General features: G+C 50.7%; 25 protein-coding genes and 1 other annotated feature. Of the genes, 1 reads left to right on the top strand and 24 read right to left on the bottom strand.

The window, feature by feature from the left end; genetic code table 11:
• Positions 1 to 9 precede the first annotated feature (9 nt).
• The 8 genes from ilvN to T488_RS0102890 all read right to left on the bottom strand — a co-directional run bounded on the left by ilvN (position 10) and on the right by T488_RS0102890 (position 7,562).
• A complete protein-coding gene (gene ilvN, locus T488_RS0102925; protein WP_028519502.1) occupies positions 10 to 510 on the bottom strand; it encodes an acetolactate synthase small subunit in 501 nt (166 codons plus the stop codon).
• A 10-nt stretch (positions 511 to 520) separates the two neighbouring features.
• Positions 521 to 2,203 (bottom strand): biosynthetic-type acetolactate synthase large subunit, encoded by a 1,683-nt coding sequence (gene ilvB / locus T488_RS0102920; RefSeq protein ID WP_028519501.1) that lies wholly within the window; start codon positions 2,201 to 2,203, stop codon positions 521 to 523.
• Between the two features lie 346 nt (positions 2,204 to 2,549).
• The gene (locus T488_RS0102915) at positions 2,550 to 4,217 is read right to left on the bottom strand and encodes a 2-isopropylmalate synthase (protein ID WP_028519500.1); all 1,668 of its coding nucleotides are present in this window, start codon (positions 4,215 to 4,217) and stop codon (positions 2,550 to 2,552) included.
• 74 nt (positions 4,218 to 4,291) lie between these two features.
• Positions 4,292 to 4,542 (bottom strand) — a binding site (T-box leader).
• Between the two features lie 157 nt (positions 4,543 to 4,699).
• Positions 4,700 to 4,960 carry a hypothetical protein gene (locus T488_RS0102910; protein ID WP_028519499.1) on the bottom strand — a complete coding sequence of 87 codons (261 nt, stop codon included), beginning with the start codon at positions 4,958 to 4,960 and terminating at the stop codon, positions 4,700 to 4,702.
• A 39-nt stretch (positions 4,961 to 4,999) separates the two neighbouring features.
• A complete protein-coding gene (locus T488_RS19765; RefSeq protein WP_196243260.1) occupies positions 5,000 to 5,143 on the bottom strand; it encodes a WxxxWxxW domain-containing protein in 144 nt (47 codons plus the stop codon).
• Entirely contained in the window at positions 5,143 to 5,817 is a 675-nt protein-coding gene (locus T488_RS0102900) for a TIGR00266 family protein (protein WP_028519498.1), read from the bottom strand. Before T488_RS0102900 ends, T488_RS19765 begins: the two co-directional genes overlap by 1 nt.
• Positions 5,818 to 5,874: 57 nt before the next feature.
• Positions 5,875 to 6,858 (bottom strand): biotin--[acetyl-CoA-carboxylase] ligase, encoded by a 984-nt coding sequence (locus T488_RS0102895; protein WP_028519497.1) that lies wholly within the window; start codon positions 6,856 to 6,858, stop codon positions 5,875 to 5,877.
• 188 nt (positions 6,859 to 7,046) lie between these two features.
• Complete coding sequence (locus T488_RS0102890) at positions 7,047 to 7,562, bottom strand: hypothetical protein (protein ID WP_196243259.1); 516 nt, start codon at positions 7,560 to 7,562, stop codon at positions 7,047 to 7,049.
• 282 nt (positions 7,563 to 7,844) lie between these two features.
• On the opposite strand from T488_RS0102890, the gene spoIVB reads away from it, so the two are divergent.
• On the top strand, positions 7,845 to 9,071 hold the full coding sequence (spoIVB, locus tag T488_RS0102885; protein ID WP_028519495.1) for a SpoIVB peptidase: 1,227 nt from the start codon (positions 7,845 to 7,847) through the stop codon (positions 9,069 to 9,071).
• Between the two features lie 59 nt (positions 9,072 to 9,130).
• Here spoIVB and T488_RS0102880 read toward each other — a convergent pair whose 3' ends face one another.
• From T488_RS0102880 to T488_RS0102805, 16 genes are all read right to left on the bottom strand, one after another.
• Complete coding sequence (locus tag T488_RS0102880) at positions 9,131 to 9,403, bottom strand: HPr family phosphocarrier protein (protein ID WP_019679940.1); 273 nt, start codon at positions 9,401 to 9,403, stop codon at positions 9,131 to 9,133.
• A 364-nt stretch (positions 9,404 to 9,767) separates the two neighbouring features.
• Entirely contained in the window at positions 9,768 to 10,466 is a 699-nt protein-coding gene (gene trmD / locus T488_RS0102875; protein ID WP_028519494.1) for a tRNA (guanosine(37)-N1)-methyltransferase TrmD, read from the bottom strand.
• Positions 10,467 to 10,517: 51 nt separating this feature from the next.
• Positions 10,518 to 11,243, bottom strand: coding sequence for a hypothetical protein (locus T488_RS0102870; protein WP_028519493.1), 726 nt, complete (start codon positions 11,241 to 11,243; stop codon positions 10,518 to 10,520).
• A 54-nt stretch (positions 11,244 to 11,297) separates the two neighbouring features.
• Positions 11,298 to 11,888 carry a hypothetical protein gene (locus tag T488_RS0102865; protein ID WP_347496274.1) on the bottom strand — a complete coding sequence of 197 codons (591 nt, stop codon included), beginning with the start codon at positions 11,886 to 11,888 and terminating at the stop codon, positions 11,298 to 11,300.
• A gap of 1 nt (position 11,889) precedes the next feature.
• Positions 11,890 to 12,393 carry a ribosome maturation factor RimM gene (gene rimM / locus T488_RS0102860; RefSeq protein ID WP_028519491.1) on the bottom strand — a complete coding sequence of 168 codons (504 nt, stop codon included), beginning with the start codon at positions 12,391 to 12,393 and terminating at the stop codon, positions 11,890 to 11,892.
• Positions 12,394 to 12,406: 13 nt separating this feature from the next.
• Positions 12,407 to 13,165 (bottom strand): hypothetical protein, encoded by a 759-nt coding sequence (locus tag T488_RS0102855; protein WP_028519490.1) that lies wholly within the window; start codon positions 13,163 to 13,165, stop codon positions 12,407 to 12,409.
• Between the two features lie 36 nt (positions 13,166 to 13,201).
• The gene (locus T488_RS0102850; protein WP_028519489.1) at positions 13,202 to 13,807 is read right to left on the bottom strand and encodes a helix-turn-helix domain-containing protein; all 606 of its coding nucleotides are present in this window, start codon (positions 13,805 to 13,807) and stop codon (positions 13,202 to 13,204) included.
• Between the two features lie 244 nt (positions 13,808 to 14,051).
• Positions 14,052 to 15,491, bottom strand: a complete 1,440-nt coding sequence (purB, locus tag T488_RS0102845; protein ID WP_028519488.1) for an adenylosuccinate lyase — start codon at positions 15,489 to 15,491, stop codon at positions 14,052 to 14,054.
• Positions 15,492 to 15,661: 170 nt separating this feature from the next.
• Entirely contained in the window at positions 15,662 to 16,351 is a 690-nt protein-coding gene (locus tag T488_RS0102840) for a hypothetical protein (RefSeq protein ID WP_028519487.1), read from the bottom strand.
• Positions 16,352 to 16,390: 39 nt separating this feature from the next.
• Complete coding sequence (locus T488_RS0102835) at positions 16,391 to 16,762, bottom strand: hypothetical protein (protein ID WP_028519486.1); 372 nt, start codon at positions 16,760 to 16,762, stop codon at positions 16,391 to 16,393.
• Between the two features lie 73 nt (positions 16,763 to 16,835).
• Positions 16,836 to 17,069 carry a hypothetical protein gene (locus tag T488_RS0102830; protein WP_028519485.1) on the bottom strand — a complete coding sequence of 78 codons (234 nt, stop codon included), beginning with the start codon at positions 17,067 to 17,069 and terminating at the stop codon, positions 16,836 to 16,838.
• 20 nt (positions 17,070 to 17,089) lie between these two features.
• Positions 17,090 to 17,857 carry a PP2C family protein-serine/threonine phosphatase gene (locus T488_RS0102825; RefSeq protein ID WP_028519484.1) on the bottom strand — a complete coding sequence of 256 codons (768 nt, stop codon included), beginning with the start codon at positions 17,855 to 17,857 and terminating at the stop codon, positions 17,090 to 17,092.
• A gap of 21 nt (positions 17,858 to 17,878) precedes the next feature.
• Positions 17,879 to 19,033, bottom strand: a complete 1,155-nt coding sequence (locus T488_RS0102820; RefSeq protein ID WP_028519483.1) for an FHA domain-containing protein — start codon at positions 19,031 to 19,033, stop codon at positions 17,879 to 17,881.
• 247 nt (positions 19,034 to 19,280) lie between these two features.
• Positions 19,281 to 20,261, bottom strand: coding sequence for a protein translocase subunit SecF (gene secF / locus T488_RS0102815; protein WP_028519482.1), 981 nt, complete (start codon positions 20,259 to 20,261; stop codon positions 19,281 to 19,283).
• Positions 20,258 to 21,676 (bottom strand): preprotein translocase subunit SecD, encoded by a 1,419-nt coding sequence (locus tag T488_RS0102810; RefSeq protein ID WP_242838290.1) that lies wholly within the window; start codon positions 21,674 to 21,676, stop codon positions 20,258 to 20,260. The genes secF and T488_RS0102810 overlap by 4 nt, the downstream gene beginning before the upstream one ends.
• A gap of 315 nt (positions 21,677 to 21,991) precedes the next feature.
• Entirely contained in the window at positions 21,992 to 22,402 is a 411-nt protein-coding gene (locus T488_RS0102805) for a F0F1 ATP synthase subunit epsilon (RefSeq protein WP_028519480.1), read from the bottom strand.
• Positions 22,403 to 22,410 lie beyond the last annotated feature (8 nt).

Genomic DNA, 22,410 nt, shown 5'->3' with positions numbered 1-22,410 from the left:
TCCACTTTGTTATTTCACTGTCTTGAGGCAGTTCTCGCCCCTCTCGATAGCCACGATACCCGTGCGGCACATCTCCATGATGCCGTAGGGCTTGAGAAGCTGGATAAAAGCGTCTATCTTTGATGTCTCCCCTGTGAGCTCGCATACGAGAGCCGTGGGGGAATAGTCAACTATCTTTGAGCGGAATATCTCAACTGCTGTCATGATGTCCTGTCTTATCTCTGTTTTGTTCCTTACCTTGATGAGGAGGAGCTCCCTGATAACGGTATCCTTGCTGTCCAGCACCTCTACCTCTCTGACGTCATGGAGCTTCTGGAGCTGCTGGAGTATGCGCTCCTTGATGTCCTCGTCGCCGTGGAAGGCTATGGTGATACGGGAAAAACCGCTTGACTCAGTCTCTCCCACGGTAAGGCTGTCGATGTTGAAGCCCCGTCTGGTGAACATTCCCGAAACTCGTGAAAGAACACCCGAAACGTTGGCAACTATAACTCCTATTACATACTGATCCATAACTGTCACCTCACTTTACCTCAGTAATTATGTCGTCCACCGAGCCCTCGGGAGGAAGCATCGGAAGAACGAACTCGTCGCAGTCAACTGCACAGTCGATGACGAATGGTCCCTTGCAGGCGAAGGCCCTCTCCGCCAGCTTTTCAAGCTCCTCCTTGGTCGCGGCTCTGCCGCCCTCTGCGCCGAAAGCCTCAGCCAGCTTTACGAAGTCGGTCTTTCTGTTGAGAGTGGTGCAGGAGTAGTGTCTGTCGAAGAAAAGTGTCTGCCACTGGCGCACCATGCCCAGCACTCCGTTGTTCATGATGACGATGGTAACGGGAGTCTGCTGTGATACGGCAGTAGCCAGCTCATTGAGGTTCATGCCGAAGCTGCCGTCGCCTGTGAAAAGTACAGCGCGTCTTCCCGTAGCTGCACAGGCTCCGACGGCTGCACCCAGACCGTAGCCCATGGTGCCGAGACCGCCGCTGGTGAGGAAGGTGCGGGGCTTTTTCAGTGGGTATCTCTGGGCGGTCCACATCTGGTGCTGACCTACGTCGGTGGAGATTATGGTATCATCTCCTGCGTGAGCGCTTATGATGTCAACGATGTCATAGGGGTGAAGGAAGCCGCTTTTGTTCTTCCTTGCGGAGGTAGTCCTTGCAGCCTCCTCCTTTTTCAGCTCCTCGATGCGCTGAGCCCACTGAGGGCGCTTTTTCTCCTCTGTCATGGCGATAAGGCGCTCTGCGGCGTCCCTTATATCGCCTCTTATGGCAAGGTCTGCGTTGATGTTCTTGTGGAGCTCCGCTCCGTCTATGTCAATATGGATTATGCTGAAATGCTTTGCATAGCGGGACTTGTTTCCCGTAGCCCTGTCGCTGAAGCGAGCTCCCATAGCTATTACCAGGTCGGCTTCGTCCTCGGCGATGGAGGAGGCGTAATGTCCGTGCATACCCTGCATACCCAGGAATTTCGGGTGGTCGCAGGGAACTGCGGAAAGTCCCATAAGTGAGCAGCCCATAGGCGCGTCTATCTGCTCCGCCAGAGCGATTATCTGAGCGGAAGCCTTGCCGCTGATGACTCCGCCGCCGAAGTAGATATAGGGTCTCTCGGCGTTGTTTATCATCTCGGCAGCCTTTTTCAGCTTTTCCTCTGAGGCAAAGGTGATAGGATAGGGGATAACGGGCTGCGGATTTGCCTCAAATTCAAAAAGTGCAGTCTGAACGTCCTTGGGAATATCCACCAGTACAGGACCGGGACGTCCCGATTTGGCTATCTTGAAGGCTGTGCGGAGGGTGTCCGCAAGCTCGCTTATATCCTTTACGATGAAGTTATGCTTGGTGATAGGCATGGTCACACCGACGATGTCCACCTCCTGGAAGCTGTCCCTTCCGATGAGCTCGCAGGGGACGTTTCCCGTTATAGCTACCATGGGGACAGAGTCCAGAGCTGCCGTAGCTATGCCCGTTACGAGGTTCGTAGCGCCGGGGCCCGATGTGGCGATGACAACACCCACCTTTCCGGTAGCCCTTGCGTAGCCGTCTGCGGCATGAGCCGCGCCCTGTTCGTGGGCGGAGAGTATCTGCTTTATGCGGTCGCGGGCGGTGTAGAGCTCGTCAAACAGGTCGATGACCTGACCACCCGGATAGCAGAAAATAGTATCACAGCCCTGCTCGATAAGTGTCTCAACAACGATTTTTGCACCTGAAATTTTCATAGTATCAAAATCCTTTACTTTAATGTCTTGTATCTGATGAAAAACAAAAGCCCTCCGACATTCTGTCGGAGGGCAAGGCTTCTTTGTAACAACTGATATACAGCTATATATCAGGCAAGAGCGCCGTTCGGACAGAACGAAAAGAGACTACAGTCATAAATAGTGCTGACTGCGCCCGAAATAATGACATGACCTGTTTTCATAACAGCGATCTTCATTATTCTTCGCTCCCTTCTGATAATATATCTGAATTATAACACTTTGCAGGTGCAAAATCAATAAGAAGCGGTATTTTTCGGGGAATATTCTCTGTGTATGTGATTTTCAACGGTTCTATTTGTGCGATTTAACGAGTTTTTGTCAGCATATTGTTTACCGCGCTGACGAGAGCCTTTACGGAGGAGGTGATAATATCGTTGTCTATGCCTGTTCCCCAGAAGCTCTTTCCGTCTCCTGCGATTATCTCCACATAGGACACAGCCTTTGAAGCCGAGCCCACTTCAAGGGCGTGCTCGGAGTAGGTATTCAGGCTGTATTCAGCTCCCGTATATGAGCGGATAGCGTTGCTGACGGCGTCAAGACGTCCGTTACCCATATCGGTGACGGTGACGTTCCTGCCGTTATAGCTGAAGCTGATGGTAGCCTCGATGCCGTCACGCTGAACGAAGTGGGTCTCGGTGATATTTATGGGAGTGATTATGTCCACATAGTTGGTCTTGAATATCTCGTAGACCTCGTCGGGGAGAAGCTCCTTGTGCTTGTGGTCGGAAACGCTCTTGACCAGATAGCCCACGCTCTCGCGCATTTTCTTGGGAAGGTCGTAGCCGAAGCGGGTCTCCAGGATATAGCCGATACCGCCCTTGCCCGACTGGCTGTTGATGCGGATAACGTCTGCGGAGTACTCTCTGCCCACGTCCTCGGGGTCCAGGGGCAGATAGGGGACGGTCCAGTACTGAGTGTGCCCCTCCTCCCGCCATTTCATGCCCTTGGCGATAGCGTCCTGATGAGAGCCGCTGAAGGCTGCGAACACCAGCTTGCCCGAATAGGGCTGGCGCTCGTTGATGTTCATTCGGGTCACACGGGTGTACAGCTCGGATATGGAGGGTATATCACCGAATTCCAGCTGAGGGTCAACGCCCTGTGAGTACATATTCATAGCCAGGGTAACTATATCCACATTGCCCGTGCGCTCGCCGTTTCCGAAGAGAGTTCCCTCGACTCTGTCGGCTCCTGCCAGCAGTCCCATTTCCGTGTCCGCAACTGCACAGCCGCGGTCGTTGTGTGGGTGGAGGGAGACTATGACGTTCTCACGGTATTTCAGGTTATCGCACATATACTCTATCTGGTTTGCGTAGACATGGGGCATGGACAGCTGCACCGTTACGGGGAGGTTGATTATCACCTTGTCCTCAGCAGTGGGCTCCCATACGTCCAGCACGGCGTTGCATATCTCCAGAGCGAACTCGGGCTCGGTGCCTGTGAAGCTCTCGGGAGAGTATTCAAAGCGAAAATTGCCCTCGTACCTCTCGCGGTACTCCTTGCAGAGCTTTGCGCCGCTGACAGCGATGTCGATTATCTCCTCTTTGCTCTTGCGGAATACCTGCTCTCGCTGAGCCACAGAGGTGGAGTTGTAGAGGTGGACGATGGCGTTCTTGCAGCCCTTCAGCGCCTCAAATGTCTTTTCGATGATGTGCTCTCTTGACTGCGTCAGCACCTGAATGGTCACATCGTCGGGTATGAGGTCCTGCTCGATGAGGGTGCGGCAGAAGTCATATTCGGTCTCGGAAGCCGCAGGGAAGCCAATCTCGATCTCCTTGAAGCCGATGTCCACCAGCATCTGGAAGAACTCCAGCTTCTCACCCAGGCTCATGGGGATTATCAGTGCCTGATTGCCGTCGCGGAGATCTACGCTGCACCATATGGGCGCCTTGTCAACGTAGGAACGCTTTGTCCATTTCATCTCCGTTGCAGGTGCTTCAAAAAACTGTCTTGTGTACTTGCTTACGTTATTCATATAAAAACCTCCATTCCGATCCGTTTTGCCGACTGTATGAAGGGTAATAAAAAAGCCTCCTCCATGCGCGGCATGGAAGAGACGAAGTTACTTGCAATACTCCGTGGTACCACTCTTCTTGATGTAAGTATACACCCACTCATCTGCGTCGGATCAACGCATATCTCTGTAACGGGAGCGCCCGTCCGAGCCTACTTGAAGCTGTGCTTCTTTGGGTCGGCTGCTCGGGGAGGAGTTATTTCTCATACCTGCATACTGCCTTTCACCAAACGGCAGCTCTCTGTGAAGCCATGATACAAGCTTTTATTCCCTTCATCGCATTTATTGATTTCATTGTACAACGAAAAATCCCTTTTGTCAAGTACCTGAGGTGATTTTCTGCGAAAAAATACTGAGCCGACAGCCTTCAGCGCAAAAAGGCGGCAAGCCGCGAAGAAGAAGGGGCTGAAGGTTGTCGGCTCTGATAAAGGAGCGGAGCTCCTTTATTTTTCAGGGGCTTTGCAGCCGCAGTCGGGGCAGAAATTTGTAGTGCAGTCCTTTCCGCAGGTGCATTTCCAGGGCTTTACGGGCGCCTTTGCACCGCAGTCGGGACAGAGTTTAGTCTCGTTCGTCCTGCCGCAGGAGCAGTTCCACACATTGCCCGTCCATGAGGGGGGAGTGCGGTTTTCCGCCGCCATGCGGAACAGGTCGTCGGCTCGTGTCATATACTGAAGTCCCACAACGGGAAAACCATAGATAAACATAAGCTTCACCTCACTTGAGCTGAAAACGGCAGGGCGGAACTACTGCTGTGACTTTATGTAGTCCACCAGCCTGTATACTCCATAGAACACCCAGATGATCCATGAGATCGCCCAGAGTCCTGTGAATACGCTGAAAAGCAGGTATATCACCGCAACTGCAACGGCTATGAGCCAGTGTTTCATCAGCGCTTGGGAGCCAGTGAAAGGATCTTTCCTGCGAAGTCGTTGAAGTTCTGGGTCTGGAGAATTACCTTTCCGGGACCTGTAAGGCGTGTGAGGAAGAGTCCCTCGCCGCCCAGGAAGATATTGCCGAGGCCCTTTACGGTCTCGATCTCGTACTGAACAGTGGGCTCGAAGGCAACAACGTTGCCTGTATCCACCTTGAGGACCTCGCCGGGGTTAAGGAAGCGCTCTACCATATCGCCGTCTACTTCCAGGAAAGCCATGCCCTGTCCGAAGAGCTGCTGGAGGATAAAGCCCTCTCCGCCGAAAAGACCTGCTGTGAATTTCTTTGTGAATACAGCCTTGAGGTCAACGGTCTGTTCTGCGCAGAGGAAAGCACCCTTCTGGCATACAAGACCGCCCTGAGATATATTAACGGGGACCACAGAGCCGGGAACTGTTGAGCCGAAAGCTATTTTAGCTCCTGCTACCTCTGCGGTGTAATTAGCCATGAAGATCGATTCGCCTGTGAACATTCTTCCGAGGCTTCTTCCGAGGCCTCCTCTTGCGTTTGTTGTCATCTTGATACCCTGTGACTGCCAGATCATACCGCCTGACTGTGTGTACATGGATTCGCCTGCGTTGAGTTCACATTCAACAGCAGGAACTGTCTGACCGATGATAGTATATCTCATACGGACATACCCTCCTTATTAAATAAAATTATATTAAAGCGGAGGAGCTGAGCTCCTTCACACTTTTATCCTGCAAAGATTTGCCTCGCCGGAGCTGAGCTCTCTTATCTCGCCTGTGGGCATTCTTACGATAAGGTTGGCGTTATCGCCTATACCGAGGGCTTCCCCCACGATAGTCTCCGTGCCCACATTTGCTGTGATGATATTTCCCGTGAGCATTTCCCTTTCGCGGTAGCGGATAAGGAAGCTCCTGTCCTCTATCCTGCCCAGGTATATTTCCAGCTTGTTGAGGAGCTCTGCGCATAGCCTGTTTCTGTTTATTACAAGACCCGTCTCGTCCTCGATGGAGGTAGCGGTCTTTTTCAGGTCGCTGTCGAAGCTGTCCCCCACCTTTCTGACGTTGATGCCGATGCCAATGACGGCGCAGTCAAGCATTCTCATCTCAAGACCCAGAGAGGCTTCCGTGAGTATGCCGCATATCTTCTTGCCGTTCATATACAGGTCGTTGACCCATTTTATCATGACCTGACCGCCGCAGAAGGTCTCAACGGCTTCAGCCGCCGCACAGGCAGCAGCCGCAGTTATCATGGGTGCAAAGCTAAGGTCAAAATTGGGACGCACCAGCACACTGAGATATATGCCCTTTCCCGACGGGGAAACGAACTGTCTGCCTATCCTGCCCTTTCCCGCAGTCTGCCTGTCGGCGATGACCGTGGTACCGTGGGGAGCCTTTTCCGTCTCCAGTTCGCGGCAGATATTGTTTGTGGAGTCAACTGTGTCGAACACCTTCATATTCCTTCCTATCTCCTTGGTATTGAGATAGGGCGCGATAAGGCTTTCCGAAAGAATATTGTTGTCGTTATTGAGTTTGTATCCTTTTGATGTAACTGAGGTGATAGAAAAACCCTCTGCCTCCAGGGATTTCACCGCTTTCCAGACGGCATTTCGGCTTACGCCCAGCTTCTCGGCAAGGGCTGCTCCCGAAATGAATTGATCGCCTGCACCGGCAAGGGTTGAGAGCAATTCGGTTTTCACGTTCATGATGTAGGATGTTCCTTTCGGTATTATTAACAATATTCTACCACAAAAAAATATATAATGCAAGATAGATACAGAAAAAAGAGGGTAAAAAACAGTTATGCCAAACAAAAAAGGACGGATTTCCCGTCCTTTATGGTATATAATTTTATCAGAAGCAGTCATATCCCGGGGATACACAGTTCGGGCTCTCAGACGATGGGCGGCGATGGAGCGTTCTCCTCTGCAAGCTTACGGGCTTTTTTGGCGCGGCGCTGCTCTCTCAGGTCGTAGGAGCAGAGCTGGACCACCGCTATGATGACTGCCATGCCGGCAGGCAGGATACATGGCAGTATCCTTGCGGTATACATTCCGCTGACAGGGGATAGGGTGTACTTGTCCGTCCAGCCGCTTGCGTCGGCGTGGTCTGTGAGTATTTTCAGCATGGCAAGGCAGAGGATAAGTCCTCCCACGGAGAGGACTGCCGATAGCAAATTGGGAAGATTTTTCCTGAAAAGGCACAAAACTGCCCCTGCTGTCATAAGTATGGCAGAAATTATCATGAATATTCCTGTTTTTGCCAGGTCTTCTCCGTAGCTTTCGCGGTTATATAGAAGTCCCGAGCCTGCAAGGACAGGCATGGCGCAGGAGAAAACAAGACTCAGCACCAGCATCACCGCTTTTGCGGCAGTCATAAGGGGAGAGCGCTTACGCGGCAATTTTTTCATATTTTTTGCGTTCATTTTTTACTCCATATGAATATTACGGCTGTGTGTAATTCTCAGACATAAACACAGTCCGCCGCCGCATAATAGATATGGGCATCTCTGAAAACCTATTTGGTCAGGAAAAAACGGATAGGTGCGGCAGATGCAAGGAAAGCTCCCGAAGGCGTGCTGACGCACTCCGAGGGAGTTTGACACAGCGTATGTCGTGCATAGCTGTTTTTTCTCAAAGCGGGTTTTCAGAGATGCCCATGAGTTCCCGCGGGAACATGAAAGGAAAGAAAAATGCGATTGAAAAGAAAAATTATAAAAACTGCTGCGGCACTATTATCTGCGGCTTTTTTAGGATTATACGGCACAGCAGGCTATTATTCCGCCCGACTGCCCGACGTGATCACTGCGGAACGGTCGGAGGATATAAAAATAGCGGGATTTCCCGAGCTGAGCTGCTGTACTGACACAGAGGCGGCTATACCTGCCGCACAGACCTGTTCGGATACGGAACGGGTCACGCTCTCGCTTTTCGGGGCAATTCCCGTTAAAAATGTTGAAGTTCACAGGGAGGAAGCTCCCGTTTTTGCTGTGGGAGGCCGTCCCTTCGGCATAAAGCTCCTTATGGAGGGCGTCATGGTCACAGGTCTGGGGGACGTTGAGACCGCCGATGGTGTCTGCATCTGTCCTGCAAAGGAAGCAGGGATACAGAAAGGTGATGTCATACGCCGTGCAGAAGGCGTTGAGCTCACCTCCAATGACCAGCTTCAGGAGCTGATCTCGTCCTCCTGCGGAAAAATCATAGAGCTTTCCGCAGATCGTGACGGAGAATGCTTTACCGCATACCTCCAGCCTGTTATGTCCCGACGGAGCGGAGGCTGGAAGGGCGGTATGTGGGTCCGCGACAGTATTGCAGGCATAGGCACCATGACCTTTTTTGACAAGGAAACAGGCAGCTTTGTCGGACTTGGGCACCCCATATGCGATTCCGACACAGGAGGGATAGTTCCTGTACACAGCGGTGAAGCTGTTCCTGTTGATATTACCGAAGTAAAGCGCGGTGCGCGGGGACTTCCGGGAGAGCTCCGGGGAGCATTCTCAAAGAGCGGAAGCTTCGGTATCCTTGACCGTAACAAGTCAAGCGGCATATACGGCCGTCTTTCTCCCGAGGCACTTGCCAGGATCTCTGAAAGCTGTGAGGAATTCACAATGGCACGCCGACAGGAGGTCGGCACGGGAGCGGCGGAGATATACGCCACGGTCGATGGTGATACGCCCGAGAGGTACTCAGCCGAGATAGTCAGTGTTGACTACGGCAGCGTCGGGACCTCCAAGAATATGGTGATACGCATAACCGATGAGAGGCTTCTTGAGCGCACAGGCGGCATAGTGCAGGGCATGAGCGGCAGCCCCGTTATCCAGAACGGAAAGCTTGCGGGAGCTGTTACCCATGTATTTGTAGCCGACCCTGCTCAGGGCTATGGTATTTTTGCGGAAAATATGGCGGAGGGCATGAAATAGCCCTTTCGGGAATAAAAGCGGGCGTTACGGAAAGTAACGCCCCAAGTTTTTTGTGTTGATTATCTGTTTTCTTCGCTGAAACCGCTGTCAACGAGTTCGATAAGAGCGTCAACTGCTGCCTTCTCGTCAGCTCCGTCAGCGATAACCTTTACATTTGTACCGCCTACGATACCGAGAGAAAGAATTCCGAGCAGGCTCTTAGCGTTTACTCTGCGTTCTTCTTTTTCGATCCAGATTGATGACTTGAACTCATTAGCCTTCTGAATAAAGAAGGTTGCAGGTCTTGCATGAAGTCCAACCTGATTCTTAACCATTACTTCTCTTACAAACATATACAACTCTCCTATTCTCTGTATTACAGCCCCTCTCAACAGGACTGCGTTGCCGTTTGCAAATATGTTTCACTTGCTGATATCATTATACAATCATTTTTTCGCCCCGTCAACGGATTTTTGCGATTAAAAGCTATCTTTTCGTTAAATTCTACATTTAGATTAAATGTGAATGAAATTTTATCAACAAGCTTGTTTATTATCACCACAAAAAATTGTTGACAGTAATTGTTGAAAGTGCATATTTTTCAACATAGGAATATGTTGAATTCTTCTAAGCGGAGAATGTTTTTTTGTATATACAGCCAGTTAATGTGTGGAACAGCAATAAATGAAAGGAGAATTTTTCCACCGCAAATTTTGGTCAGCCATTTTCTGCTTTATATTTAGCTAAAAGATCGGGCCTTCTTTCAGCTGTTATTTTAAGGCTCTGTTCATGACGCCAGGTCTCGATGTTCTTGTGATGACCCGAAAGGAGCACAGGGGGGACGGCTTCACCCTCCCAGACCTCGGGGCGTGTGTACTGAGGATACTCCAGCAGACCGCTGTAAATGCTCTCGTCGGTGAAGCACACCTCGTCGGAGAGGACGCCCTCGCACATACGGGCAACAGCGTCAGCCACCACCATTGCAGGGAGCTCGCCGCCTGTAAGCACATAGTCGCCGATGGACAGCTCCTCGTCCACGATCTTGTCGATAACACGCTGATCCACGCCCTCATAGTGGCCGCAGATGATGAGGATATTGTCCATTTTTGACAGCTCCACAGCACGCTTCTGATCGAAAACTCTGCCCTTGGGGGACATATATATAGTATGGGGCTTTGCACCCAGCTCCTCGCAGACCGCCTTGTAGCAGTTGTAAATGGGCTCGCACTGCATTACCATACCCATGCCGCCTCCGTAGGGAGTATCGTCCACGCGGCGGTGCTTGTCCTGGGTGTATTCTCTTATCTGGCGGCAGTGAAGGCTGAGCTTTTCCGCACGTCGTGCGCGTCCAACTATGCTCTCGCCGAGAACGGCTTCGCACATTTCGGGAAAGAGAGTTGCTATCTCAATATGCATTTTTTTCTCCTTTTCAAGAACACAGGACCGCCGAAGCGGTCCTTTTATAGTTTATTCCGTAAGCTTTATATTTCCTGCAATGGAAAGTATCTCGTCCCTGTCGGTAAAGCTGAGATCGATAACGTATCTTTTGCGCTTGTTCTTATCGGGATAGATATTGATAATGGCTTCCTTATGGTTTTCGGGAGCTTCTGCGGTGACCATGTAGCCGTGATAGCCCACGCCGTCAACGATGTACAGATCCACAGGGTGCTCCACGCCCATGTACAGGTCATTTTTTATGCTCATCATTTTGTAGAAGGTCTTGGAGTTCTTCATATCATGTATATCGAAGTCGTCCATGGTAATTGAGCCTACCAGCTTTACAAATTCATAGCCGGTCTCGGGAGTTGTCTTCTTGACAGCCTTGCAGTAGCGGTCAAGGTCCTCATGGGAAATGCCCGTTCTGTCAAGAAAATCGTAGTTTTCGCTGAGAGTTTCGGCGTATATTGATATTGAATGGCTTTTGTCCTTGTTTTCCCAGAGCGCCTGATTTTTGTCACCGGTGTGCTGAGCTTCCATATCGCCCCACGCAGTCATGCGGATACCAAGATTTGCATAGTCCGCAAAGTCATCGGGCAGGGGAGCAAGGTCTGCGGGCAGCTCATGGGTGATGTTATCGCGGAGCTCAAGATCGTGGGTACACTTATAGTAATAAGGTATGCCCGGGAAGAAATATGCCGTGATCCCGACAGCGATAACGATGAGCAGAAACAGTATGCCTAAGAATTTTTTCATGATGAGTGCCTCCTTTTGGCGGAATACCGCCGTTTTTCTTTTGTTCTTTGTTCTTTATATCTCTTTTTCTATATCTTTTTTATGCATGAGATGAATGCCTATATGACCTATGCCGAGTACGACTGCCGCCGCAGTAAGAAAGACGCTGCAGGCGTATATTCCCAGAAGGAATACAGCAAAAACGGGAAGTGAAGCTCCTGCCAGGGGGAAACCGCAGTAGTCCGAGTACATATCCGCCAGAGTGCGGCTGCTCCGGAAATATTTCCGCCAGTAGAGCTCGTAGAGTATCATCAGTATAAGCGCAAGTATCATGTAGCCCGTTCTCGGCGAGATTGAGAAGCTGTCAAGGCGTCTGTCGATAAGCACCAGAGTTGATACCAGCGCTTCTCCTGCCCGTTCAAGTGCCAGAAGCACCTTGTTCTCACGCTTTGAAGCCTCCTCGTAGCCCTCGGGCTGCTTTTTGCTCCAGATGATATTGGGTATGAACAGCATGAGCAGGAAAACTATCCCCACAACCGAAATACCCCATTTGGGCAGTCTGTACCAGCTTTCGGGGAGACCGCCGTTTACTGACAGAGACCATGCTGCAATAGCTGCAAAAGCCGCGCACAGCGCTGTCATGGCGATGATATTGCTCTTTTTCATATCAGTCGAAAAGCCCGTCCAGAGGGCGGATAGTCATAACGCCGCCGTCAATGTCCGTTGAGATGACCACATCTCCGATAGCAGGCACAAGGTACTCGCGGTCTTCGCCCTTGATGACGTATACGTCGTTGGCGCCTGTCTGCATGACATCGGCGATCTTGCCGTAGACCCTGTCCGTATCGGCGTCGCGTACCTCAAGACCGATGAGGTCCTGAATGAAGTAGGTGTCCTCGTCCAGCTCAAGGTCATCGCGGTGCATATACAGCACCTTGTTGCGGAGCTTCTCCGCCGCCTCGGGAGTATCAATGCCCTCTATCTTGGCAATGACTGTATTCTTGAACACGCGTGAGCGCTCAATGAACACTTCCTCGTGATTTTTTCCTATAAAAAGCCTGTCGAACTCCGCAAGGAGGTCGGGGCTGTCGGTGTAGGGCATTATCTTCACTTCACCCCGTATACCGTGGGTAGTGACTATCTTGCCCGCTTCCAGATATTCCTTTTTCATTGGTTTTCCTCTGTTATTCAAGCTCTATGGAGCTTATTATCTGTTTTATCAGGGCTTCGTCCGAGCATTTTACGGTCACGGTATAGTGTTCGTTTTCATTTCCGTCGGGAAAAATGTTCACCGTCCATGTGTTCCCGTCAAAGCCCGGGTACATTATCTGTCCTACATAAGCCAGGAAGCCGCTGCCCTTTATTTTCCACATATTTTCGAGCTTTGCGGATTCCTCCTTGCTCTCGGCTACCTCAAGGAACACCTTTCTGTCTTTTCCTCGGAGCCTTAGGCAGTCCTTTGCAGTGACATCGTCACGCATATACCACAGCATACGGAGATTCAAGCCGTATTGAGGGGGCTCAATGCCGATAGTGCTGTAGAAATGCCTGTAATCCTCTTCGGTATATTTATAGCCGCTCCATGGGTCGAGATCGTATTCGGACCCGAGAGCTTCCAGATCGCTGAGAGTTTTCTCGTAGCTCTGATAATCGTTTTTAATTACCAGCAGCGACGATTTTTCACTTGACGATCTAAGACCGTGACCGGTCGTATTCGGTTCCCAGTCGGCGGGAGCTTTGAGCTTTACGCCGTTTAAAGTAAAGCTTCCGAGATCCGCATCTGCGGATACGGTTTTGAATTCGGCGACCCTGTCGTCGATATGCTCATATTTATGCTTTACCTTTAAATATGTGGGAAGTCCCGGGAAGAATATAAATATAACAAGTGCAGCTGCCAGCAGGACGCCCAGCACGGCGCCGCCGATGGTGAGTGCTTTTTTCATTTTATCTCCTTGGTCATAGGGACGGATATATCGTAGTTAATGTGTAAGTCTGCGCTTGCAGTAAGAACGCTTGCCGCACTTGGGGCAGGTGAGACTTCTCCTTGTTATTGTATGAACACCGAAGAGATAGCTCGCTGCAGACGGTACGAAGCGAGTTCCGCAGTACTTGCACTCGTAAGTGCCTGCGGTCATATCCTCGATGGCTGCAACGGCTATTCCGCCGATCATAACTATAATGCCTATGGCTAAGAGCAGACCTCTCTGCCATGTCTCCATATTGAATACACCTGAAACGAGTATGAGTGTACAGCCTGCGAGTATACCTGTAACTCCCGCAATAACAGAAACAATTATCTTTCTGATGCTTTCTTCTTTTTCACGCATGATATTCATAATATTTTCCTCCGCTTTCTTTTTGTAGTCCTCGTCGGGGATACGCTCGCCCGTGAGGAGCTCATTGACATTGATACCTAACTTTTCACAGAGGGGTAACATAAGGGACACCTCGGGCATACCCTTGCCTGTCTCCCACTTGGAAACTGTCTTATCGCTGATAAGGAGTTCTTCCCCAAGCTGTTTCTGTGTAAGTCCTTTTTCTTTTCTCATCTGAGAGATGAATTTACCGATCTTTACCTGATCCATTCATGTGTCCTCCTTTCTGAGAAAAGTGTATCATGCTGCGGAGAAAAAGTACACCCATGAGCCGTAGAATTATGATAAAAAGCGGAGTCTACGCTTCGTAGAGTGCGTGAAATAGCCGATTCTGAGCCATTAGCCCTTAGCTGTCCCATATGATTGTACCGTAAGCGATGTACAGGTAAGCCCTCTTATGACAGGTGAGCGAGTTTACGAGCGGCATCGTGGCAAGGCAGCGCGGGCTCCGCGCTCAGTTCTTCATCTCAAAGCTTTCACCGAGAATGTCCTTGTTGGCTTCGAGGATAGGATTGATGTACTCAGCAAGGAACTCGTCCACCTGCTGTGAGCTTCTGCCTGTGTAGTTCTCGGGCTTGAGAACTGCGTCAAGCTCCTCCTTTGTTACCATGAACATGGGGTCGGCTTCGATGAGCTCGCAGAGGTTGTTGTCGAGACCTCTTACCTTTACGTTAGCGCCTGCCTCCATGGAGTAATCCATGATACGGTCGTGGAGCTCCTGACGGTTTCCGCCCTTCTTTACAGCGTCCATCATGATGTTCTCGCTTGCCATGAAGGGAAGCTCTGCCATGACGCGGCGGCGTATCATCTCAGGATATACCACAATGCCGTTGGTGACGTTCATCATGATGTTGAGGATAGCGTCAACGCCAAGGAATGCCTCGGCAACGCTGATACGCTTGTTTGCGGAGTCGTCGAGAGTTCTCTCGAACCACTGTGTACCTGCTGTGAATGCAGGGTTGAGGCTGTCTATCATCACATAGCGTGCGAGGGAGGTTATTCTCTCACAGCGCATGGGGTTACGCTTGTAAGCCATAGCGGAAGAGCCTATCTGCTTCTTCTCTCTGGGCTCCTCCATCTCCTTGAAGGACTGGAGGATACGCATATCGTTTGAGAATTTGCTTGCGGTCTGAGCAATATCGCTGAGGAGCTCAAGTACCTTTGAGTCCACCTTACGGGAGTAGGTCTGACCCGAAACGGGAACTACTGCATCGAAGCCCATTTCCTCGGCTATCATCTTCTCAAGCTGCTTTATCTTGTCTGTGTCGTCCTCGAAAAGCTCCATGAATGAAGCCTGAGTGCCTGTGGTGCCCTTTGAGCCCAGGAGCTTCAGTGTGGACATACGGTACTCTAAGTCCTCAAAGTCCATGAGGAGCTCGTTGAGCCAGAGTGTAGCTCTCTTGCCCACGGTTGTGAGCTGGGCGGGCTGAAGGTGAGTATATGCCAGGCAGGGGAGAGACTTGTACTCCTCTGCGAACTTAGCCAGGTTGTTCATGACGTTGATGAGCTTTCTGCGGACTATCTTCAGGGCGTCGCGCATGATGATAACGTCTGTGTTATCGCCTACATAGCATGATGTAGCACCCAGGTGTATGATACCTGCGGCGTCGGGACAAGCCTGACCGTATGTGAAAACATGAGCCATAACATCGTGGCGTGTTATTTTTTCGCGCTCGGCAGCCATTTCATAGTCCACATCGTTGATGTGCTCCTCAAGCTGCTTTACCTGAGCCTCGGTAACGGGGAGACCCAGCTTCATTTCGGCTCTTGCCAGAGCCACCCACAGCCTTCTCCAGGTGGTGAACTTCTTGTCGGCAGAGAAGACATACTGCATCTCCTCACTGGCATAACGTGTACAGAAAGGGCTTTCATAGCTTTTGATATTACCGCTCATTTGAAATGTTCTCCTTTAAAATTCATTTGCGTTTTTCGCATAAAATATCAATTTAATTATATCATCATAACCTGCCCATGTCAATAAAAAAGGCGGCTCCGTGCCGCCTTTCTTTACAGAAATTTTTGCTGATTTTCTGTGAAAAATACACATTGACAGATGCCTGTACGCTATATACTGTCCATTTCGCTGGGAGTGTGTACCTCGGTATACCTGCTGAGCTCCTGACCCGAAGCGCCGGCGTCATTCATGGCGTCGGAGGCTGTTCTCATGCGGTCCTCCAACTTCTGCTGATAGGGGTCCTTAATGGCGCTTCCGCGAATATCCATTTCCTGCTCGAAAAATCTCTCATTGAAGTGGGGGAAGCCGTCGGCTTCCTCAAGCTTGTGATAGGCTATGTTGGTGACCATGTTCCAGACCGCCAGACTGCCCTCGATAAGAGCCATTATAAGGTGTAACCAGCCGCATTTGCCTGCGATGTTGAATTTGAATATGCCCTGCGGCTCAAGTGGAGCCACTACGAACAGTATCAGCTGAACTACGCCGAGTATAGCCAGTATCAGTATCAGTGTGATGTCCTTATGGCTGTAAAAGCTCCTGAGAGCCAGGTATCCCAGCAGGGGACATTCAAAGACAGCTATTACGGATGCTGTGAATGAGCCTGTGATAAAGCCGTAGGCAAGGCTCACGATAAAGTATATGATGAGCGGTATGAAGTATACTATGCCCATTATGGAATAGCTCTTTTTACAGCGGTTGAGGATAGCGAGATTGTGTGCGAATTCCTGTCCCCTTGCATTTCTGTTGAAGGCGAGTTCGCGCTGTCTTGCTATCTGTTCTGCCTCAGACTGATTATACATTAGTCTCTCCTTTCAGCGATGTGTATGTATTGCGCGTTTTTAATAGGCACCGTCGTCCATTTTCTTTGAAAGGAAGCAGTATGCCACGGAAAGAATGAGCGAGAATATGGCTGAGCCCTTGTTGTCGGCAGCGATGAATGAGATGATGTTGAGCACCATAAGTACCGCCGAGAGCTTGAAGCAAAGGCTGTAATCCCGTCTCAGACCGCATATCGCCATATAAATGGTGAGCCCCACGGGTATGAGGGAGAGAACTATCAGGAGAACAGCGAAGCCTCCCACAGCTGCTTCTCCCGCGGATTTGCCCTCTGTTGCCTTGTTTGCTGCCGTTGCTGCGATTATACCCGCTACAGCGGCGATGCAGTTGACTACCAGGATAAAGATAGTCATGATCTTGAATGCCAGTTTCATGTTTGATTTTCCTCCTATATCATGAAAAAATATATGATAAACCGTCATCCTTGTTACAGGAACGGTTATATCCTCAGATGATCCTGTCCTTGGTGTGGACGATGACCGTATTGTCTACCAATACGAACCCCTCTGCGGCAGCTGACGCAGGTACGCTGCTGACGTTGTCCTCAGCAGTCTCGGTCTGCGGAGCGGCGATTCCCTTTGCCTTTCGCTCTTTTGCAGCGATAATGCTCCACATGATGATGTTTATAATGACGAAAGCCGCAGCGGCTGCTGCGATGACCAGCAATTCGTCTCTTGTCATAGGATCACTCCTTTTTGCCGTTACAGCTCTGCACGGAACAATGCAGCGGTGATATTGTCGTTTTCGTTCCTGCTTTTGACTGTCTCGATAAGTCCGCGGAGCTGTGACTTCATTGCTTTTCTGTCGGGTGTTTTTTCGGGAGACAGCTCCTCAAAAAGCTCCTTTTCCGTAAGAACATGGCGGAAGCCGTCGGAGCATATCATAAAGTTGGTGTTGCTTTCAAATGTGCCCAGTCTCACCTCGGGAGCTACCTCGCCTGTTACGCCTATGCACTGCACCAGGGCGTTCCTTCTCGGGTCGGTGAGAGCCTCCTCCGGAGTCATTTTTCCCATTTTCACAGCGCGGTTGACGAAGGTATGGTCGTCGGTTATCTGGCTGAGCTTGTCGGATATTCTGTATATACGGCTGTCGCCCACATGGAAGGTCATGAAGCCCTCGTTTACGGCGATGAGTCCTGTTGCGGTGGTGCCAAGCTGTATGCCGTTGTGGGCGCCGTAGTCCATGAGTATGGCGTTTAGCCTTCTCAGGCGGCTGATGACGTTTCTTGCGGCGGTCTTCCAGTCCCAGTCCGGGAGCTCGAAGGGAAGCTCCGCATCGAACCATTCAGCGAAGCTTCTGACCACCTCTGCGCTGGCAAGCTCTCCCCGTGAGAGACCGCCCATGCCGTCGCACACCAGTACCAGAGCCGCCTTGCCCGTGGCGGTGTTGGCGGTCTTGACGCAGACGCTGTCCTGATTTATTTTCTTTGAGATACCGATGTCGGTATCGCAGGCTGTGATGTAATCCATAATTACCCCCATAGGGCGGTATCAACCGTCGATAAAGTCGAATTCCTCGTCGGAAAGCTTCAGCACGTCGCCGCTTTTCAGCTTTATCTCTCTGTCGGGAAGAACGGGAGTGCCGTTTATGTAGGTCCTGTTGGTAGAGTTGTTGTCCTCGACGAAGCAGGAGCCGTTACGGGTGTAGATAGTGGCGTGGAGGCGGCTGACAGTTCTGTTCTCTGTGACGCAGAAGTCAACGCGGTCGCGCTCCTTGCCTATTCTGAAAACGGGCTTGTCGATGTTGACGGTAACGCCAGTGGCACGTCTTGTAAGTGTGGGATATTTTACCGCAGGTCTGGGAATATCACGCTTTTTCAGCTCGGGGACTGCACTCCGCTTCTCCTCGCTGAGAGAGGGAATGACCTTTGGCTCGGGAAGCTTTGGCTCCTGAGTGTGGAGGTACTCCTGTGAGCCGCGGTTTATCTCGTTGATGATAGCCTGAGCGGTGTTCTGCGGAGCTGCCTGACGGGGCTGCTCAGCCACTCTCGTAGCCTCGGGACGGCTGAACTCGGGTCTTGCAGCGGGTCTGGGTGCCGCAGGTCTTGCCGCAGGCTGTGGTGATGCAGGTCTTGCTGCCGTTTTTGGTGCAGGCACCGCGTCGGGAGCCTCTCTGCGTATATATTCCATGGCCTCGCCCACTGTGAAGCCGTCGGCGCGGCAGATGAAGTTCATGAAGCCGTCAACGCTGTGAAAGTCCGCCTTGGACTTGTACTCCGCATAGGTGGAGATCCTTCTGAGGCAGTTGACGATGCCGTCATTGGTGCTTTCATTGTACCAGAGGGGAAGGTAGAAAAGCCAAAGCTCCTTCCTCTCGGTGTCAAAGGTGATGAAGTTGGGGTCAAGGACGATATTGGGCATATTGAAGCCGCAGGTGGCGGCGGTGTCCATTATAGTCAGGAGCTCCGCAACGATACGGTAGTAAAGCTCCTTGTCCACGCCGTGCTTCAGCACGTTTATGAGAGGGACGCCCTGAGCGCCCGTGTACTCTATCTTATCGGGAGCTGAGAACCTTGGCGTGAGCCAGCCCTTGATACGGTTATCGGTAAAGTATCTGTATTCTGCTTCATTGAGGGTCTCGCTGCCTGTGAAGCGGCAGTGTATGCAGACGCCGTCGGTCTTTTCTGAAAATTTCAGCTTAGCCATAGTCTTCTCCCTTCTGCTCATTCTTATACAACAATTATACAATATTCTTCCCGTCAAGTCAAGGGAAAGGAGCAATATATAACAAATGAGTTGAAAATTCAGGGGGCGTCCGCAGCCGACTCAGAAGCAGCATTGCCCCACGTCGGGGGTGCGTTCTGCCTCACCCACGGACTCTCCCGTAAAAACAAATAGCCCCGAACGACCTTTCGGACGTCCGGGGCTGAGATCCTGTATTGCGGAAGGAGCATTACTTGCTGCTCTTTGCTTCCTTTTCTTTCTTTGCCTTCTTGTTCTTCCACCATGACCATGTAACAGGTGCAACGAAGAGTGACGAGAAGGTACCTGAGATAAGACCCATCATCAGCGGTACAGAGAAGCTGAGTAGCGAATCATATCCTGTTACCAGAACTACGATAGTAACGATGAGCATTGTGCCGATAGTTGTTACCGATGTTCTGATAGAACGTGTAAGCGACTGTGTGCAGCTTACATTGATAAGCTCGTTAAGAGAAGCCTTGGGCATGAGCTTGCGGTTCTCTCTGATTCTGTCGTAGATAACGATGGTGTTGTTGATAGAGTAACCGAGTATGGTGAGGAATACGGCAACGATGTTTGAGTCGATGCTGAAACCGCATACAACGGTAGTTGTGAACGCTACCAGGAGGTCCAGGCAGAGTGCGAAGATGGAGCATACGCCTGCGGACCAGCCTCCGATGTTTCTGAAGCGGATAGCGATGTAGATGATAACGATGAGGGCTGCAAAGAGCACTGCGATGAAGCACTTGAGCAGGAACTCATGTCCCGAAGTGGGGCTTACATCGTTTGAATCGTAGATCTCAAGAGCGTTATCGGGAAACTTCTCTCTGAGAGTTGAGGTGAGCTCTGTCTGTCTGTCGGCAGTGAGTCCCTCCTCGGAGGTGAAGGAGATGGTGATCTGCTTTCCGCCGGAATCAAGACTTTCGCCCTTTCTTACGATAACGGATGAGCCCACGATGTCCTTTACGTTTGAAGCAACGTCGTTGGTGTTGATGTCGCCCTGGTAAGTATAGGTGATAAGAGTACCGCCCTTGAACTCGATAGCCAGGTGAATGCCTCTTATTATAGCGCCTGCTATAAATACGACGATGACAGCGATCACAACGCCGAGGATAAGCTTTTTCTTTGAACAGAAGTTATAAACCTTCTTTGGAAGTGTTACGTTTTCCTTCTGAGTGTTCTTCTTACTCATTTCTCGTCACCTCCGTAAAGCTTTCTGTTTTTGAAGCACTTGAACTTGGAGAGTGATGTTACCATAAGTCTTGAAGCAAATACTCCGAAGATGAAGTTGCAGATAACGCCTGCGAGCAGGGTAAATCCGAAGGAGTAAACAACGCCCTCAGCAGTAGCGCCGAATGCGAAGAAGATAGTCTTGTTGAGGATCTTCGAGAAGAAGCTGTCGGGTACACCGAAAGCTCCCATGAGGATAACGGCGATGATAACGTTTGTTATATTACCGTCGAGGATAGCTGAGAATGCTCTCTTGTAAGCTATCTTGATAGCGGCGTCAAGTGACTTGCCTGTTCTGAGCTCTTCCTTGATACGCTCGCCTGTGATGATATTGGCGTCAACACCCATACCGACGGCGAGGATGATACCTGCGATACCGGGGATAGTCAGTGTAGAGCCGTTCATGAATCCGAACCAGCCTGTGATAGCGGCGATAGAGCCTGCGATCTGTCCGCCGAGAGCGATAACAGCCACAACGCCGGGGAGTCTGTAAAGAACGATCATATAGATCGCGATGCAAACGAATGCGATAAGTGCTGCAAGGAGGATAGCGTCCAGTGAACCTTCACCCATTGTAGGAGAAATGGTCCTGAAGCTCTTGGTCTCCATCTTGAAGGGGAGAGCACCCGAGTTTATCTGGTCAGCCAGTCTCTTTGAAGAGTCAGCGTCGAAGCTTCCTGAGATAACTGCGTGTCCGTCTGTGATAGTGCTTTTTACAGAGGGAGCAGATACCATTGTATTGTCCATCCAGATAGAGATGGGTGTCTCGGAACCTGAAAGCTCAGCAGTAGCGGCAGCAAATTTCTTTGCGCCCTCAGAGTTGAGTTCCAGAGCAACTACATATTCATAGTTTTTTCCGTCGCTGTCGGGCTGGAGCTGTCTTGAAGCGTTTGCCACGTCGTCACCCACGAGAACGATCTCGCCTGAGGGGACCTCGTTGCCGTCTGCGTCAGTTGTTGTGTCTGTGCCCTTACGGAAAGTCAGCTCAGCCATTTCGCCGAGCTCCTTGACAGCCGTTTCGGGGTCGAAGTCTGTCTCGCCTACCTGCCAGGGGAAGCGAACGATGATTCTGTCGCTCTTTTCATCGCTGTAGACCTCGTTATCGGTGATACCGAGAGACGAAAGTCTTGTCTTGATGATCGCGGTAGCGGCGTCGAGCTGATTGGCATCAGCGTCAAAGTCGCCGGCAGGACCGAAGGTAACGTCAACACCGCCCTTGATGTCGATACCAAGGCGGATATCGTCAACGCCCTTGACGTAAGTAGTCCTCTTGTCGGCGAAGAGCTTGTCAATACCAAACACCGCCGTAACAGCGAACAATGCGATAAAAGCAACGACAATGAAGAAAGTTGATTTGCCTGTCTTTTTCACAGTCATGCCTCCTGTTTCCGAACTCTTTGAGCCGTAAATCCTCATAGGGGGAAAAGGCATGAGTTCTTTATTCCTGTCTCATTGACAATTACAATTATTGTACTATATTTTTATAAAAAAGTCAAGTATATGAGCTGAAAATATTCCCATTTCAAGAATATGCACAATTACACCTGACGAAATTCGGAGTTATTAACAAAACAGACGTTAGCCCTTAGCCGTTAGCTTGCAAAGACGACCATGGAGCGCACGCGGATAATGAAACAGCCGCCCCCTGCACGGGAATAATAAAAAGCACCCCCGAAGGAGTGCTTTCTGATATTATTTGAAGTGCTTCTGGGATATTTTCAGGCGGTTCATGGCGCGGTTCAGCGCAGCCTGAGTCTCATAGTACTCCTTTATGCTCTGCTTCTGTCTGAGACGCTCCTCGGCGCGTTCACGCGCCTCCTGGGCTCTCTTGATGTCTATCTCCTCGGGAAGCTCGCAGGTATCCGCCAGGATTATGGAAGAATCTGGCATTACCTGTATGAAGCCCTCGGATATGGCGGCGTACTTCCACTCGCCGTCCACAAGGTACTTCAGCTCTCCTGTGGGGAGCGAGGTAACAAGGGGCTCATGTCCTGCCATGATACCGAGAAGACCGTCTATGGCGGTGATGACGAGGTGCTCCACCTCTCCGCTGAAGAAAATGCGGTCGGTAGCGATTATCTCAAGGTGAAAGGTCTTAGCCATAGGGCGCC

This window comes from Ruminococcus flavefaciens ND2009 (genome assembly GCF_000621785.1).
GTDB lineage: Bacteria > Bacillota > Clostridia > Oscillospirales > Ruminococcaceae > Ruminococcus > Ruminococcus flavefaciens_C.
The sequence above is the reverse complement of the archived record's forward strand: the minus strand, read 5'-3'. Positions and strand labels throughout refer to the sequence as shown.